This is a genomic window from Actibacterium sp. (assembly GCF_055134745.1).
The window spans coordinates 36252-51104 of the sequence record NZ_JBSRVX010000021.1; the positions used below are offsets into that span (position 1 = coordinate 36252).

Annotated in this window: 14 protein-coding genes; 9 read left to right on the forward strand and 5 right to left on the reverse strand. The window is 60.6% G+C overall.

Going from position 1 to position 14853, the window contains the following annotated elements; genetic code table 11:
- Nucleotides 1–16: 16 nt before the first annotated feature.
- The 7 genes from rpsT (at nucleotide 17) to gyrB (ending at nucleotide 8205) form a co-directional block, all read left to right on the forward strand.
- Nucleotides 17–283 carry a 30S ribosomal protein S20 gene (rpsT, locus tag ACTCHC_RS04555; protein ID WP_463021284.1) on the forward strand — a complete coding sequence of 89 codons (267 nt, stop codon included), beginning with the start codon at nucleotides 17–19 and terminating at the stop codon, nucleotides 281–283.
- Between the two features lie 625 nt (nucleotides 284–908).
- On the forward strand, nucleotides 909–2258 hold the full coding sequence (gene dnaA, locus ACTCHC_RS04560) for a chromosomal replication initiator protein DnaA (RefSeq protein ID WP_463021285.1): 1350 nt from the start codon (nucleotides 909–911) through the stop codon (nucleotides 2256–2258).
- A 122-nt stretch (nucleotides 2259–2380) separates the two neighbouring features.
- Nucleotides 2381–3499 carry a DNA polymerase III subunit beta gene (gene dnaN, locus ACTCHC_RS04565; protein ID WP_463021286.1) on the forward strand — a complete coding sequence of 373 codons (1119 nt, stop codon included), beginning with the start codon at nucleotides 2381–2383 and terminating at the stop codon, nucleotides 3497–3499.
- A 49-nt stretch (nucleotides 3500–3548) separates the two neighbouring features.
- Complete coding sequence (gene recF / locus ACTCHC_RS04570) at nucleotides 3549–4664, forward strand: DNA replication/repair protein RecF (RefSeq protein WP_463021287.1); 1116 nt, start codon at nucleotides 3549–3551, stop codon at nucleotides 4662–4664.
- The gene (locus ACTCHC_RS04575; RefSeq protein ID WP_463021288.1) at nucleotides 4661–5092 is read left to right on the forward strand and encodes a VOC family protein; all 432 of its coding nucleotides are present in this window, start codon (nucleotides 4661–4663) and stop codon (nucleotides 5090–5092) included. The genes recF and ACTCHC_RS04575 overlap by 4 nt, the downstream gene beginning before the upstream one ends.
- Nucleotides 5089–5709, forward strand: coding sequence for a LysE family translocator (locus ACTCHC_RS04580; RefSeq protein ID WP_463021289.1), 621 nt, complete (start codon nucleotides 5089–5091; stop codon nucleotides 5707–5709). The genes ACTCHC_RS04575 and ACTCHC_RS04580 overlap by 4 nt, the downstream gene beginning before the upstream one ends.
- Nucleotides 5710–5787: 78 nt before the next feature.
- On the forward strand, nucleotides 5788–8205 hold the full coding sequence (gene gyrB, locus ACTCHC_RS04585; protein WP_463021290.1) for a DNA topoisomerase (ATP-hydrolyzing) subunit B: 2418 nt from the start codon (nucleotides 5788–5790) through the stop codon (nucleotides 8203–8205).
- A 33-nt stretch (nucleotides 8206–8238) separates the two neighbouring features.
- On the opposite strand, the gene trhO is transcribed toward gyrB, so the two are convergent.
- A complete protein-coding gene (gene trhO / locus ACTCHC_RS04590) occupies nucleotides 8239–9141 on the reverse strand; it encodes an oxygen-dependent tRNA uridine(34) hydroxylase TrhO (protein ID WP_463021291.1) in 903 nt (300 codons plus the stop codon).
- A gap of 93 nt (nucleotides 9142–9234) precedes the next feature.
- Between trhO and pncA the strand changes: the two genes are divergently transcribed.
- The gene (gene pncA, locus ACTCHC_RS04595) at nucleotides 9235–9843 is read left to right on the forward strand and encodes a bifunctional nicotinamidase/pyrazinamidase (protein ID WP_463021292.1); all 609 of its coding nucleotides are present in this window, start codon (nucleotides 9235–9237) and stop codon (nucleotides 9841–9843) included.
- 1 nt (nucleotide 9844) lies between these two features.
- Nucleotides 9845–11137, forward strand: coding sequence for a nicotinate phosphoribosyltransferase (gene pncB / locus ACTCHC_RS04600; RefSeq protein ID WP_463021293.1), 1293 nt, complete (start codon nucleotides 9845–9847; stop codon nucleotides 11135–11137).
- A gap of 2 nt (nucleotides 11138–11139) precedes the next feature.
- On the opposite strand, the gene arfB is transcribed toward pncB, so the two are convergent.
- The 4 genes from arfB to ACTCHC_RS04620 form a co-directional block, all read right to left on the reverse strand.
- Nucleotides 11140–11562, reverse strand: coding sequence for an alternative ribosome rescue aminoacyl-tRNA hydrolase ArfB (gene arfB, locus ACTCHC_RS04605; RefSeq protein WP_463021294.1), 423 nt, complete (start codon nucleotides 11560–11562; stop codon nucleotides 11140–11142).
- A 301-nt stretch (nucleotides 11563–11863) separates the two neighbouring features.
- On the reverse strand, nucleotides 11864–12487 hold the full coding sequence (locus tag ACTCHC_RS04610) for a queuosine precursor transporter (RefSeq protein ID WP_463021295.1): 624 nt from the start codon (nucleotides 12485–12487) through the stop codon (nucleotides 11864–11866).
- Nucleotides 12488–12585: 98 nt separating this feature from the next.
- A complete protein-coding gene (gene mepA / locus ACTCHC_RS04615; protein ID WP_463021296.1) occupies nucleotides 12586–13461 on the reverse strand; it encodes a penicillin-insensitive murein endopeptidase in 876 nt (291 codons plus the stop codon).
- The gene (locus tag ACTCHC_RS04620; protein WP_463021297.1) at nucleotides 13431–14804 is read right to left on the reverse strand and encodes an MFS transporter; all 1374 of its coding nucleotides are present in this window, start codon (nucleotides 14802–14804) and stop codon (nucleotides 13431–13433) included. The genes mepA and ACTCHC_RS04620 overlap by 31 nt, the downstream gene beginning before the upstream one ends.
- Between the last annotated feature and the right edge of the window lie 49 nt (nucleotides 14805–14853).

Here is a 14853-nt window from a genome sequence, read left to right on the forward strand (position 1 = left end):
TCGGGAACACGAACGCATGGCAAATTCGCCTCAGGCAAAAAAGCGCGCCCGTCAGAACGAGCGCCGCTTCGATATCAACAAAGCGCGCCGGTCGCGCATCCGCACCTTCCTGCGCAAAGTGGAAGAGGCGATCACATCCGGTGACAAGGATGCAGCCGCTGCGGCGCTGCGTCAGGCACAGCCCGAACTTATGCGCGGCGTAACCAAAGGCGTTCTGCACAAGAACACCGTGGCGCGCAAAATGTCGCGTCTGTCCTCGCGGGTCAAAGCGCTCAACGTCTGAGCCACCGCAATTTTGTAATCGGTCAGGGCGCTCCCGCAAGGGTGGCGCCCTTATCCTTGTTTGCTGCATGTCGTAATTTTTCATCGGTTTTGGGCAGCAAAAATGGGCGTTTCGGATTCGGTCCGACAAAGCCAGAGTCAAGCGCGAAGATAAGTTGCGCCACCTTCACGAAGCTTGCTAGCGTCTGAATTGCGATTCACATCGTCTTGGGGGGACATTGCTGGAGCACCGTCCTGTCTGCACTGTTTCAGGCCACTGTCATGGCCTGCGGCTTAAATAAGTGGGCGGGCTCCTGGATATCGGGACAGTTGGCAAAGGGGGCTTTGCGCAGCGTCGATATCTCATGGTCAGCTATCCGGCGGATTGCCGGAGGGGCTGGTTCTGGTCGATGTCCATTTGCCCGCACGGAAACAGGATATGGCAGGGCCGGTTGGCTGTCATGTCCGGGGTTCTTTCCGTGCGTTCTGTCACGTGCTGCGCGTGACGGGTCTGCTGCTGGCGCTGCGCCGGGGCAGAAGGGTATTTTCAGGAGGATGCGTTCCGCATGGGATGCTGAACGGCTGGATCAAACCGGCGGCGGCATCTTCATATGGTTTGGGGACGTATGCTGGAGCGGGCAACGACAATGACAAATGAAAGCTGGGGGCAGGTATGCAAGGATCTTCAAAAGTCGATTGGCGAGAATAATTTCGTCACCTGGATCAAGCCGCTGAAGTTCCGTGAACTTCATAATGGCGTTGCGCATTTCCATGCGCCGACCAGTTTCGTAGGGGATTGGGTGTCGCGTAATTTCGGCGATGAGATATTGCGCCATCTGACCCTGAACGGCGCGAACGTGGACCGGCTGGAATTCAATGTTGACCGTGCGGCGGCCAAAGCAGCGCCCATTGCCACGGCAACGGCACCTGCCGCGCAGGGACGGATGGAAAATGATCATCTGGGCGCCGCCGTGGATGCCAGGTTCACGTTCAACAGCTTTGTTGTCGGCAAGCCGAACGAGCTGGCCCATGCCGCCGCGCGCCGTGTGGCCGAAGGCGGCCCGGTCACGTTCAACCCGCTGTTTCTGTATGGTGGCGTCGGCCTGGGCAAGACCCACCTGATGCACGCAATCGCGTGGGAGCTGCGCAACCGTTCGCCACATCTGCGAGTGGTTTATCTGTCGGCGGAACAGTTCATGTATCGCTTTGTGCAGGCCCTGCGCGAGCGCGACATGATGGGCTTCAAGGAATTGTTCCGGTCTGTCGATGTGCTGATGGTGGACGATGTTCAGTTCATTGCCGGCAAGGACAGCACACAGGAAGAATTCTTTCACACGTTCAACGCGCTGGTTGACCAGAACAAGCAGATCATCATCTCCGCCGATCGCGCACCGGGTGAAATCAAGGATCTGGAAGACCGGATAAAATCACGCCTGCAATGCGGGCTGGTCGTCGATCTGCATCCGACTGATTACGAATTGCGGCTGGGTATCCTGCAGCAAAAGGTCGAGCTGTATCGTGGTCAATATCCCGGCCTTGTCATCGCCGATGGCGTGATCGAGTTTCTGGCCCATCGCATCACCACGAATGTGCGGGTGCTGGAAGGCGCGCTGACACGGCTGTTCGCTTTTGCGTCTCTGGTGGGCAAGGAAATCACGCTGGATCTGGCGCAGGATTGTCTGGCAGATATCTTGCGCGCATCGGATCGCAAGGTTTCGGTTGAAGATATTCAGCGGCGCGTCGGCGAACACTTCAACGTGCGCCTGTCCGATATGGTCGGGCCCAAGCGCACGCGGACCATTGCCCGCCCGCGCCAGATCGCGATGTATCTGGCCAAGCAGCTCACATCGCGGTCCTTGCCGGAAATCGGGCGCCGTTTTGGCGGGCGTGACCACACGACGGTGATCCACGCGGTCAAGCGGATCGAGGAGTTGCGCAACCTCGACAGCCAGATCGCCGAAGATATCGAACTTCTGTTGCGGATGTTCGAGGGCTGAACGGCGCAATCGCGGCCTGCGGTCTTGACGCCCTGCATAAACCATTGGACAGTCCAGAAAAGTCTTGAGCCGGAGAGGGGAGTTGGTAATTTTCCTCTCCCGGTGTCATGAGGAGCGACGGAATGAAATTCAGCATTGAGCGCGGTGCGCTTCTTAAGGCGGTCGGTCAGGCGCAATCGGTGGTCGAGCGGCGCAATACCATTCCCATCCTCGCCAATGTCCTGATCGAGGCTGAAGGCGGCGGCGTCAGTTTCCGCGCGACCGATCTGGATATCGAGGTGGTGGACAAGGCCATCGCCCAGGTCGAACGCGCGGGGGCAACCACCGTCTCTGCCGTTACCCTGCACGAGATCGTGCGCAAGCTGCCCGATGGCGCGCTGATCCAATTATCAGAAGACAGTGCTTCGGGGCGGCTGACGGTTGCGGCGGGCCGGTCAACCTTTTCGCTGGCGACACTGCCGCGCGAAGATTTTCCGGTGATGGCCTCGTCGGAATATACGTCGAATTTCGCGATCCCGGCACCGGTTCTGCGCCGGTTGTTCGACAAGTCGAAATTCGCGATCTCGACCGAGGAAACCCGGTATTACCTGAATGGTGTTTATATGCATGTGGCCACCGGCGAAGGTGGTCAGGTGCTGCGTTGTGTTGCAACCGATGGTCACCGTCTGGCGCGTATTGATGCGCCGTTGCCGGATGGGGCCGAAACCATGCCGGGCGTCATCGTCCCGCGCAAGACCGTGGGCGAGCTGCGCAAGCTGCTGGATGATGACGACATGTCGATCGCGGTTTCGGTATCGGAAACCAAGGTGCGCTTTGCCACACCCGATATTACCCTGACATCCAAGGTGATCGACGGCACATTCCCCGATTATACGCGGGTCATTCCGACCGGAAACACCCGCCGGCTGGAGGTGGATGCGGCAGAGTTCGCGCGGGCCGTCGATCGTGTGGCGACTGTGTCATCGGAACGGTCGCGCGCGGTGAAACTGTCGCTGGACGAAGACCGTCTGATCCTGTCGGTGAACGCCCCCGATGCGGGCGCGGCCGAAGAAGAGCTGGCCGTGGCCTATGCCGATGACCGGCTGGAAATCGGGTTCAACGCCAAGTATCTGCTGGAGATCGCCAGTCAGGTTGATCGCGAAAACGCGGTGTTCCTGTTCAATTCGTCCGGGGACCCGACGCTGATGCGCGAAGGTAACGATCAATCTGCGGTTTATGTCGTCATGCCGATGCGCGTGTGACCTGCGTGCCTCCGGCGGGGGTATTTGAGCCAAGAATAAGGCCATGGCGATGCCCCGGCTAGTGCTGACGGATCTGAGCCTGTCGCATTTCCGTTCGCACAAGGCGGCGCGGATGGTGCTGGACGGGCGGCCGGTTGCCATCTGGGGGGCCAATGGCGCCGGCAAGACCAATATTCTGGAGGCGGTTTCGATGCTGTCGCCGGGGCGGGGCCTGCGCCGTGCGGCAAGCGACGAGATGGCGCGCCAGCCCGAGGCGCTGGGCTGGAAGATCAGCGCCGCTCTGCACAGCCTGCATCAGCTGCATGAGGTGGAAACCTGGGCCGAGCCCGGCGCGGCGCGGCAGGTTCGCATCGACGGGAAGGCCGCCACGCAAACCGCACTGGGGCGGATTGCACGGGTATTGTGGCTGGTTCCGGCGATGGACCGGCTGTGGATCGAAGGTGCCGACGGGCGGCGGCGATTTCTGGATCGCATGGTGCTGAGTTTTGAGCCAGGGCATGCCGATGCCACGCTGGCCTATGAAAAGGCGATGCGCGAACGTAACCGTCTGTTGAAGGATCAGGTGCGTGATGCGCGCTGGTACGACGCCCTGGAAGATCAGATGGCGCAAGCGGGGGCCGCAATTCAGCGCAACCGGATTGACGCCATGATGCGTATTGCCACCGCGCAGGAGGGGGCCGAAACGGCCTTTCCGACCGCCAGTCTGGCGCTGATGGGCCCGGATGATACCGATATCCCGGCGGATGAAGCCGCGCTGGCCGCCGAGTTCGCCGAGGGGCGTGCCAGGGACATGGCCGCGGGGCGCACGCTGAGCGGGCCGCACCGGGCCGATCTGGGTGCTGTTTATATGGCCAAGGGCGTGGCCGCGAAACAATGTTCAACCGGCGAGCAGAAGGCCTTGCTGATTTCGTTGATCCTTGCCAATGCCCGCGCGCTGGCGCAGGATTTCGGGGCGCCGCCGATCCTGTTGCTGGACGAGATCGCCGCGCATCTGGACGCCAGTCGCCGCGCGGCCCTGTTCAATGAGGTCTGTGCGATCGGGGCGCAGGCCTTGATGACGGGTACCGGGCCGGAACTGTTCGCTGAACTGGGCGCGCGCGCCCAGCATCTTGAGATTGGCGATATTGCCGGCGTCAGCCGGATTACGGAAAGGACAGCCCCATGACCCCGCAGCGTGTGACCCTGATTACCCTTGGTGTAAACGATCTGGCCCGGTCAGCGGCCTTTTATCGGGCATTGGGCTGGGTGGCTGCCCAGCAGCAGGAGGGGGTTGTGTTCTATCAGATGCAAGGCGCCGTTCTGGGGCTGTTCGGTCGCGCCGAATTGGCAAAGGATCAGGGCCGGGCGGGCGCTGTGTTGGGAACGGGCGCGATGACACTGGCACAGAATTTTCCGGACAGGGCGGCGGTCGACACGGCGTTTGCAGCGGCGCTGGCCGCCGGGGCCACGGCGCTGAAGGCCCCTGAGGCGGTTTTCTGGGGCGGATATTCGGGCTATTATGCCGACCCTGACGGGCATGTCTGGGAAGTGGCACATAACCCGTTCTGGCCGCTGGCCGAGGATGGCAGCCTGACCTTGCCAGTTGCCGGGTGACGGTTAGCGCCGCCGATCTGGCGCTGTATGCGGGCGCGCTGCTGATCCTGTTCCTGACGCCGGGGCCGGTCTGGGTAGCATTGACTGCGCGGGCGCTGTCGGGCGGGTTTCATGCGGCCTGGCCGCTGGCGCTGGGGGTGGTCATCGGCGATGTGCTTTGGCCGTTTCTGGCCATTCTGGGCGTTACCTGGATCGTCGGTGTCTTTGCCGGTTTCATGACCTTTCTGCGCTGGGTGGCCAGCCTGACATTTATGGTCATGGGGGTGCTGATCCTGCGCCATGCGGAGAAAGCGATCGCACCAGACAGCCGGTTGACCCGGCCCGGCATGTGGGCCGGTTTCGTGGCCGGTGTCGCGGTAATTCTGGGCAATCCCAAGGCGATCCTGTTCTATATGGGGGTGTTGCCGGGGTTCTTTGATCTGCCCGGTTTGCGCTGGCCAGACATGGTGGTCATCGCCGGTCTGTCGGCCGTCGTGCCGCTGGTCGGCAATCTGTGCCTGGGGCTTTTTCTGGACCGTGCCCGGCGTTTGCTGGCGTCGCCTGATGCGGTGCGGCGCGTAAATATCGTGGCGGGCAGTTTGCTGATTGGTGTTGGGATAATTATTCCGCTGATCTGATACCAAATATTGTGTGTGCTGCGTGACATTCCCCCCAGAATTTCGTATAAAATCGCAAAAATACGAAGGATGTCGGGCATGGCCGAAGACACACAGAAACCAGAAGAATATGGCGCTGATTCCATCAAGGTTTTGAAGGGGTTAGAGGCCGTTCGCAAGCGGCCCGGCATGTATATCGGCGACACCGATGACGGGTCGGGTCTGCACCACATGGTGTATGAGGTCGTAGACAACGGCATTGACGAAGCCCTGGGCGGCTATGCCGATGCTGTCAGCGTGAAAATCCACGCCGATAACAGCGTTTCGGTGCGCGATAACGGGCGCGGCATTCCGGTCGGCATTCATGAGGGCGAGGGCGTTTCGGCGGCCGAGGTCATCATGACCCAACTGCATGCCGGCGGCAAATTTGACCAGAATTCCTATAAGGTTTCCGGCGGTCTGCATGGCGTGGGTGTGTCGGTGGTCAATGCGCTGTCCGATTGGCTGGAGCTGCGCATCTGGCGCGACGGCAAGGAACACTATGCCAGGTTCGAGGGCGGCTTCACGGTCGAGCCGCTGCGTGTGGTTGGCGATGCCAATGGCCAGAAGGGCACCGAGGTTCGGTTTCTGGCCTCGACCAAGACGTTTTCCAATCTGGACTATGTTTTCAAGACGCTGGAACACCGGCTGCGCGAACTGGCCTTTCTGAACTCTGGCGTGAAAATCGTGCTGGAGGATGAGCGCCCCGCCGAACCGCTGAAGACGGAACTGTTCTATGAGGGCGGCGTGCGCGAATTCGTGCGTTATCTGGACCGCTCAAAGATATCTGTGATGCCTGACCCGATTTTCATGACCGGCGAAAAAGACGGTATCGGGGTCGAGGTCGCGATGTGGTGGAACGACAGCTATCACGAAAACGTCCTGCCCTTTACCAACAACATTCCGCAACGCGATGGCGGCACCCATCTGGCGGGCTTTCGCGGCGCGCTGACCCGTACGATCAACAACTATGCCCAGTCCAGCGGCATCGCCAAAAAGGAAAAGGTGACTTTCACCGGCGATGATGCGCGCGAAGGTCTGACCTGCGTGCTGTCGGTCAAGGTGCCCGATCCGAAATTCAGCAGCCAGACCAAGGACAAGCTGGTCAGTTCCGAAGTGCGCCCGGCGGTCGAGGGGCTGGTGAACGAAAAGCTGGCCGAATGGTTCGAGGAAAACCCGGCCCAGGCGCGTGTGATTGTCGGCAAGATCATCGAAGCCGCCGTGGCCCGCGAAGCCGCCCGCAAGGCGCGCGATCTGACCCGGCGCAAGACCGCGATGGATGTGGCCAACCTGCCCGGCAAGCTGGCCGATTGTCAGGAAAAAGATCCCGCGCTGTCGGAACTGTTCCTGGTCGAAGGCGACAGCGCCGGTGGATCGGCCAAACAGGGCCGGTCACGGCAAAATCAGGCGGTGCTGCCGCTGCGCGGCAAGATCCTGAACGTTGAACGCGCGCGGTTTGACCGGATGCTGGGCAGTCAGGAGATTGGCACGCTGATCACCGCGATGGGCACCGGTATCGGGCGCGATGAATTCGACATAAAGAAGCTGCGCTATCACAAGATCATCATCATGACGGATGCTGATGTGGATGGCGCGCATATCCGCACCCTGTTGCTGACCTTCTTTTTCCGCCAGATGCCCGAACTGATCGAGGGCGGATACCTCTATATCGCGCAGCCGCCGCTTTACAAAGTCGCGCGCGGCAAGTCCGAGGTCTATCTGAAAGACCAGGCCGCGCTGGATGATTATCTGATCCAGATGGGCGTGGAAGGGGCCGTGTTGCGCCTTGCCAATGGCGAAGAAATCGCCGGGTCCGATCTGGCCCGCGTGGTTGAGGGCGCGCGCGCGTTTCGCCGTGTGCTAGAGGCGTTTCCCACCCATTATCCACGCCATATTCTGGAGCAGGCCGCACTGGCCGGCGCCTTTGATGCGGGTCGGGCCGATAGCGATCTGCAGCAGGTTGCCGATATCGTGGCGCGGCGGCTTGATATGGTTGCGGCGGAATATGAACGCGGCTGGCAGGGACGTATCACGCAGGATCACGGTATCCGACTGGCGCGGGTTCTGCGCGGGGTGGAAGAGGTGCGCACATTGGACGGCGCCGTTTTGCGCTCGGGCGAGGCGCGGCGGCTGTCAGAGGCCTCCAGACCCACACGCGGGCATTATGCCGACCCGGCACATCTGGTGCGAAAAGATCGTGAACAGATCATCCACGGCCCGACTGAACTGCTGAACGCGATCCTGGCCGAGGGCGAAAAGGGCTTGTCGTTGCAGCGCTACAAGGGGTTGGGTGAAATGAATCCTGGCCAGTTGTGGGAAACCACGCTGGATCCCGAGGCGCGCACCCTGTTGCAAGTCAAGATCGAGGATCTGGCCGATGCCGATGACATATTTACCAAGCTGATGGGCGATGTCGTTGAACCCCGGCGTGAATTCATTCAGGCGAATGCGTTGTCGGTGGCACATCTGGATTTCTGACAGGTCGGTCTATTGGTGGGGGTAAATAGGGGATCATCCCCCCAGATGCCGTTCGCCACGCGCCTTTGCCAGTTCGATCTGGCGCTGACGTTCGCGAAACCGTTCCTTGCGGGCGTCGGAATGTTCGCCCACACAGTGGTGGCACGAAACGCCTTCTTCATATTCGGGGCGCTTCAGGTCCGTTGGCAAAAGCGGCCGGCGGCAAGCGCGGCACAGATGATGGGGGCCTGTCGTCAGCCCGTGGCCAACCGATACACGTTCGTCAAAGACAAAGCATTCGCCCTGCCACAGGCTGTTTTCGGCGGGCACCTCTTCCAGATATTTCAGGATGCCGCCTTTCAGGTGATACACCTCTTCGACGCCCTGCCCCAAAAGGTAGTTCGTCGATTTTTCACAGCGAATACCGCCGGTGCAGAACATCGCGATGCGCTTGTTGTGGAACCTGTCCTTGTTGGCCTCCCACCAGGCCGGAAATTCGCCAAAGGCGCGGGTTTCAGGGTCTATTGCGCCCTGAAACGTGCCAATCGCCACTTCGTAATCGTTGCGGGTGTCAATCACGGCCACATCGGGGGAGCCGATCAGATCGTTCCAGTCCTGCGGGGCGATGTAATGGCCGACACGTGCGCGCGGATCTACATCGGGCTGGCCCATGGTCACGATTTCGCGTTTCAGGCGAACCTTCATGCGACCAAAGGGCATTTCCCGCGCCGGGCTTTCCTTCCATTCCAGATCAGCGCAGCCTGGCAGGCCGCGAATATGGGTCAGAACAGTGTCTATTCCGGCCCGACTGCCGGCGATGGTGCCGTTGATGCCTTCCTGCGCCAGCAACAGTGACCCCCGTGTGCCGGCAGTTTCGCATACTGCCAGCAGGGGTGCGCGCAGCGATGCCGGATCGGCAAAGCGGGTAAAATGATAAAGGGCGGCAACTGTAAACATGGGCGCTGTCATACGATGCGCTAGATTGTATCTGCAAGCCCGGCATTGACGAACCGCACTGCATCGCCTTAGCTCTGGGCAAGGAGAGTTGACATGCACCCGCCCCATGACGCCCTGATTGTAATCGACGTACAAAACGATTTTTGCCCCGGCGGTGCGCTGGCGGTGCCCGAGGGCGATGTTGTCATTCCGCAGATAAATGAATTGCTGGAAGAATTCCACGTCAAGGTCTTCACCCAGGATTGGCACCCGGCGGGGCATTCGTCCTTTGCCAGCAGCCATCAGGGCCATGATCCGTTTTCTGTGATCGACATGCCTTATGGCGCGCAGGTGCTGTGGCCCGATCATTGCGTGCAGGGCACGCCGGGCGCGGATTTTCATCCTGCGTTGAACACCGACGCCGCCGATTTGATCGTGCGCAAAGGGTTTCGGGCTGACATAGACAGCTATTCGGGGTTTTTTGAAAACGACCATACCACGCCGACCGGATTGGATGATTATCTGCGCAGCCGCGGTGTGACGTCCCTGACGTTGGTCGGGTTGGCTACGGATTTTTGCGTGCAATATACCGCGCTGGATGCCGCGCGGCTGGGGTATAAGGTGACGGTTCTGCAAAGCGCCTGCCGTGCCATTGATTTGGATGGCAGCCTGGAAGACGCCCGCACCGCGATGCTGGATGCCGGCGTGATACTGGATCTTTGACATGGTCGATATCGCGACCCGCGTACACAACCACCGCTGGAAGATCGACCCGATCGTGCGTTCGCTGATCGACACCGATTTCTATAAGCTGCTGATGTGCCAGTCGGTATTTCACAACAAGCGCGACACCAATGTGACCTTCAGCCTGATCAACCGCACCAAGGCGATTCGCCTGGCAGAACTGATAGACGAGGGCGAGCTGCGCGAGCAGCTGGATCATATCCGCACCCTGCGACTGTCGCGCGGCGAAAGCACATGGCTGCGCGGGAACACCTTTTATGGCAAACGCCAGATGTTCCGGTCTGATTTCATGGAATGGTTCGAAGGGCTGCAATTGCCGCCCTATCATCTGGAAAAACGTGACGGCCAGTATGAGCTGACATTCGAAGGCAACTGGCCCGAGGTGATGCTGTGGGAAATTCCGGCACTTGCGGTCTTGATGGAGCTGCGCTCGCGCGCGGTGTTGCAGACCATGGGCAAGTTCGAATTGCAGGTATTGTATGCCCGCGCCATGACCAAGCTGTGGGAAAAGGTCGAAAAACTGCGCGGGATCGACCGGCTGCGCATTGCCGATTTCGGCACAAGGCGCCGGCATTCGTTCCTGTGGCAGGATTGGTGCGTCCAGGCGATGATCGAAGGGCTTGGCGAGAAATTCGTTGGCACCTCGAACTGTTTGATCGCCATGCGCCGCGAGGTCGAGGCAATCGGCACCAACGCGCATGAATTGCCGATGATCTATTCTGCTCTGGCTGAAACCGATGCCGAGCTGGCGCAGGCACCTTATCAGGTTCTGGCCGACTGGCAGGCCGAACACGAAGGCAATCTGCGCGTCATCCTTCCCGACACCTATGGCACCGAAGGGTTTCTGAAAAACGCGCCCGACTGGCTGACCAGTTGGACAGGCGTGCGCATCGACAGCGGCGATCCGGCAGCGGGGGCGGAAATGGCGATTCGTTGGTGGAAAGAACGGGGCGAGGATCCGCGCAAGAAGCTGGTGATCTTTTCCGATGGTCTGGACGCCGACAAGATCGTGGCGCTGCACAGCCAGTTCAACGGGCGCGTCAAGGTCAGCTTTGGCTGGGGCACCCTGTTGACGAATGATTTCCGCGGGCTGGTGCAGGGCGATGGCCTTGCGCCGTTTTCGCTGGTGTGCAAGGCGGTTTCCGCCAATGGCCGGCCCACAGTGAAACTGTCCGACAACCCCAACAAGGCGATGGGCCCCGCCGATCAGATCGCGCGCTATAAGCGGGTGTTTGGCGTGGGTGAACAGGAACGGGTCGAGGTGCTGGTCTAAGGCTATTCTTCGCCTTCGACCTTGCCACGCATCGCCTTGACCTCTGCGCGAACCTTCTTGGCCTTGATGCGACGTTTGACCGATCCAAAGGTCGGCTTGGTGGCAACGCGGCGTTTGGGGGCGACCAGGGCGCGGGTGATCAGCTCTGCCAGGCGTTCGCGTGCGATTTCGCGGTTCCGGGCCTGGCTGCGGGTTTCGTCACATTGGATCAGCACCGCGCCATCCTTGGTCCAGCGCCGCCCCGCAAGACGGCGCAGCCGGGATTTTACCGGGCCGGGCAGGTTCGGCGAGCGGTCGGCCTCGAATCGCAGATCGACGGCGGTCGATACCTTGTTCACGTTTTGCCCGCCGGGGCCTGAGGCGCGTGAAAAAACCTCGGTCAGTTCCCAGTCCTCGATTGTGATCTGATCGTTTATGCGGATCATGACGCCCCCATGGTGGCGGAATCCTTTCCCGCCGGATGGTGATCTATACACTGCATAGCGCCACGGCGACCAAACCAAAAGGGCTGCCGGAAACCGACAGCCCTTCGAGTTCTTTGGGAGATGGGCCAGTTAGAGCAAGAGCCCAATCAGGGATGTTCAGCCTTCAGGTTTGCCTGTCGGCCACGGCCCCCCTGACTGTTCCAACACCTCTCTCCAACATCACTCTAGACACTGGACCACCTCCTTTCTGCTGCTGCCGTTATCCACAGGCTGCCACAGATTTAGTGTTTGTCAAAAGTTTTTACGCAACCCGTGCGGTTAATCGCCTAACGATCATGCGAAAAGGCATCAATGCTATAATAGCGAGCAAAAGTTTGACGCCCCAATCGGCCACAGCCAGCGAAACCCACAGTGGAACAACCGGGCCAAATGACAACAGCGGCAGCATCTCGCCCGCCCAGGAAACGTCATTTGATGGCTCCAGCATGGTCAGTGCGCCCGAAAACGCGATGGTAAAGAAGGTTGCGGTATCCACCGACGATCCGACCAGTGTCGAAACCAGTGGCGCCCGCCACCAGCGGCCTTGGCGCAGCCTGTCGAAGATGGTCACGTCCAGAAGTTGCGCAAACAAAAAGGCCAGGCCAGAGCCCAGCGCGATGCGCAGCGTAACAAGCGGGCCGAATTCGCCCTGAATTTGCGTGCCGATCAGTGAACAGATCAGGCCGACGACAAACCCGGCCAACACGACCTTGCGCGCCGGGCCGGCGCCATAGACGCGATTCATCACATCAGTGACCAGAAAGGCAAAGGGATAGGTGAAGGCCCCCCATGTCAGCCATTGGCCAAACAGGAATTGCACGAGGATATTCGAGGCCACGACAACGGCGGCCATGGCAAGAATGCCGGGGATAAGGGTGCGGTTCATTTGCAGTCCGTTTTTGACAAGGTTGCGGAGACTTGGCCCGCCAAATATGGCGAACGCGCCCTGCTAGCGCTGTGGCGCGTGGAAATCAAGCATCCTTGTCAGCGCCCGGCCAGCACGCGGGCGCATTCTCGTGGCAGGTCCGCCATGGTGTAATCGCGCGGCCCGCGTTTGGGCGGGGCAGGTTTGGCCGGGGTCTTGGGTGGGTTCAGATAGGTTGTGACCCACCACTGCAGGCTTTCATCGCAGCCATCGCCACCATTTGACAACTCGGCCACGGTTGGGCGCTGGGTCTGACAGCCTGCCGACCCGGCGGGGCATTTCAGCCGCACATGGAAATGGGTGTTGTGGCCGTAAAGGGGCCGTATCTTTTGCAGCCAGTCGCGGTCGGCGCGGCGGGCGGTCTTGCACATTTCGATCTTGACCGGCGGGGTGACAAAGATGCGATCGACCGCCGGATCGGATGCGGCGGCCTTCAGTATGTTGTAATGGGCCTGCGTCCAGTTGCTGTTGACGGAACGCTGATCGGCGCTGCGCACATTGATCGAGCTGATATTCTCACGCTCGGCCCGCGTCAGGTTCAGGCGCGTGGGTGGCAGCATCCAGATATCGGCATCCAGCCCGATCTGATGCGATGAATGCCCCGATGTCATTGGCCCCCCGCGGGGCTGGCTGATATCACCGATATACAGGCCCGCCCAGCCTTGCTGCCGCGCGGTCAGCGACAGGCGCGCGATGAATCCGATCATGTCCGGATGGCCCCAGTTGCGGTTGCGGCTCAGGCGCATGGCCTGCCATGTCGGCCCGGTCTCGGGCAGTTGCACCAGGCCTGCCCCGCAACCCTTGGCATAGGTGCCCACGGCGCTGGGCAGGTGTGGTGATGCCGCGCGCATTGATCCGAACAGCTGGTTCGCCTTTTGCTGGGCCGCCACTGGCAGCGCCCAGATCAGAAGGATGATGCAGACGAGTCGGCCCATTTTTCTGAGGGTTCTCCATCGGGTTTCACCCAGAATAACAGGAAAAGACCAATGATAAACAGAATGATCAGCGGCGTGATTCCCAATCTTTGGTCATTGGTGATATCCGTGACGATCCCGATCGACAGGGGTGCGACAAAAGATGTGGCCTTGCCCGCCAGTGCATACAGGCCGAAGGCTTCGGTCATGCGGCCGGGGCTGGCCTGGCGCACCATCATCGTGCGGCTGGCCGATTGCAAGGCGCCCCCACCCGCGCCAATCAGTGCGCCCATGGCGTAGAATGCGATATCGGGCAGTTTCGAATCCGGCCCGACGGTGATGCCGAACACCTTGTCCGGCGCAATGAACAAAATCGCCACTGCCACCGCTGACAGAACCAGAACGTTGAAAACGATCACCGGCTTGGGGCCAAAGCGTTCGTCGGCACGCCCGCCCAGAAACGCAAAGATCGCGCCGGTTATGATGGCGAGAATACCGAAGACCCCCACATCGACGACCGACCAGCCCAATACGCCGGCGGCATAGATGCCGCCGAAGGCATACATGCCATTCAAAGCATCGCGATAGAACATCGACGAGGCCAGATAGGCGAACAGACTGCGGTTTTCGGGCAGGTGGCGCAGCGTCTGGCGCAGTTCCGGCAAGGCAGCCCGCACCGCCTGGCCAATCGTTTCGGCACCGGGCTGGCGCGGTTCACGCACCCACAGGAAAAACGGGATCATGAACACGGCATACCACAGCGCCGCAAACGGGCCGACGGCGCGCGTGCCTTCGCGCGCGGCGGCATCCAGCCCGAACAATGGGCTGATCCCGATCAGGGTTTTGCCAGTGAGCGGGTTTTCGGCCAACAAAAACAGCATGATCAGCAGCGCCACCAGCCCGCCGACATAGCCAAACGCCCAGCCTGTGCCCGAGATGCGCCCGATCTGTTCGCGTGTGCCCAGGCCGGGAAGCATCGCGTTCGTGAAAATCGTGGCGAATTCCATGCCGATCAGGCCGATGCCAAAGGACAACAGGATGAACAGAAGATTGAAATCATCCGGCGCGGCAAACCACAGCCCAGCCGCGCCAGCCACATAAAGCAGGGAAAACAACCAGATGAACTTCATTCGCCCGCCGGCCCGGTCGGCAATCGCCCCCAGGATGGGCGCGAAGATCGCGATGCAGATGCCCGCCGCGCCGACACCATAGCCCCATGCCGCCTGGGCGGCGCTGCCATCGCGTAGCAGATCGTTGATATAGGGGCCAAAAATGAAGGTGATCAGCAGCGTGTTATAAGGCTGGCTGGCCCAGTCGAAGAAATACCAGCCCCAGATACGACGCCCTGCGGAAACCTGCACCATCACCCGTCCCCCTGCCTTTGGCCGGATAGAAGACGCAAAGCGGCAGGTG

Coding starts and splice junctions, on each gene's coding strand:
- pncA (WP_463021292.1), top strand. CDS start 9,235: ATGCACCCGCCCCATGACGCCCTGATTGTAATCGACGTACAAAACGAT.
- mepA (WP_463021296.1), bottom strand. CDS start 13,461: ATGGGCCGACTCGTCTGCATCATCCTTCTGATCTGGGCGCTGCCAGTG.
- dnaA (WP_463021285.1), top strand. CDS start 909: ATGACAAATGAAAGCTGGGGGCAGGTATGCAAGGATCTTCAAAAGTCG.
- gyrB (WP_463021290.1), top strand. CDS start 5,788: ATGGCCGAAGACACACAGAAACCAGAAGAATATGGCGCTGATTCCATC.
- ACTCHC_RS04575 (WP_463021288.1), top strand. CDS start 4,661: ATGACCCCGCAGCGTGTGACCCTGATTACCCTTGGTGTAAACGATCTG.
- pncB (WP_463021293.1), top strand. CDS start 9,845: ATGGTCGATATCGCGACCCGCGTACACAACCACCGCTGGAAGATCGAC.
- ACTCHC_RS04620 (WP_463021297.1), bottom strand. CDS start 14,804: ATGGTGCAGGTTTCCGCAGGGCGTCGTATCTGGGGCTGGTATTTCTTC.
- ACTCHC_RS04610 (WP_463021295.1), bottom strand. CDS start 12,487: ATGAACCGCACCCTTATCCCCGGCATTCTTGCCATGGCCGCCGTTGTC.
- rpsT (WP_463021284.1), top strand. CDS start 17: ATGGCAAATTCGCCTCAGGCAAAAAAGCGCGCCCGTCAGAACGAGCGC.
- recF (WP_463021287.1), top strand. CDS start 3,549: ATGCCCCGGCTAGTGCTGACGGATCTGAGCCTGTCGCATTTCCGTTCG.
- arfB (WP_463021294.1), bottom strand. CDS start 11,562: ATGATCCGCATAAACGATCAGATCACAATCGAGGACTGGGAACTGACC.
- dnaN (WP_463021286.1), top strand. CDS start 2,381: ATGAAATTCAGCATTGAGCGCGGTGCGCTTCTTAAGGCGGTCGGTCAG.
- trhO (WP_463021291.1), bottom strand. CDS start 9,141: ATGTTTACAGTTGCCGCCCTTTATCATTTTACCCGCTTTGCCGATCCG.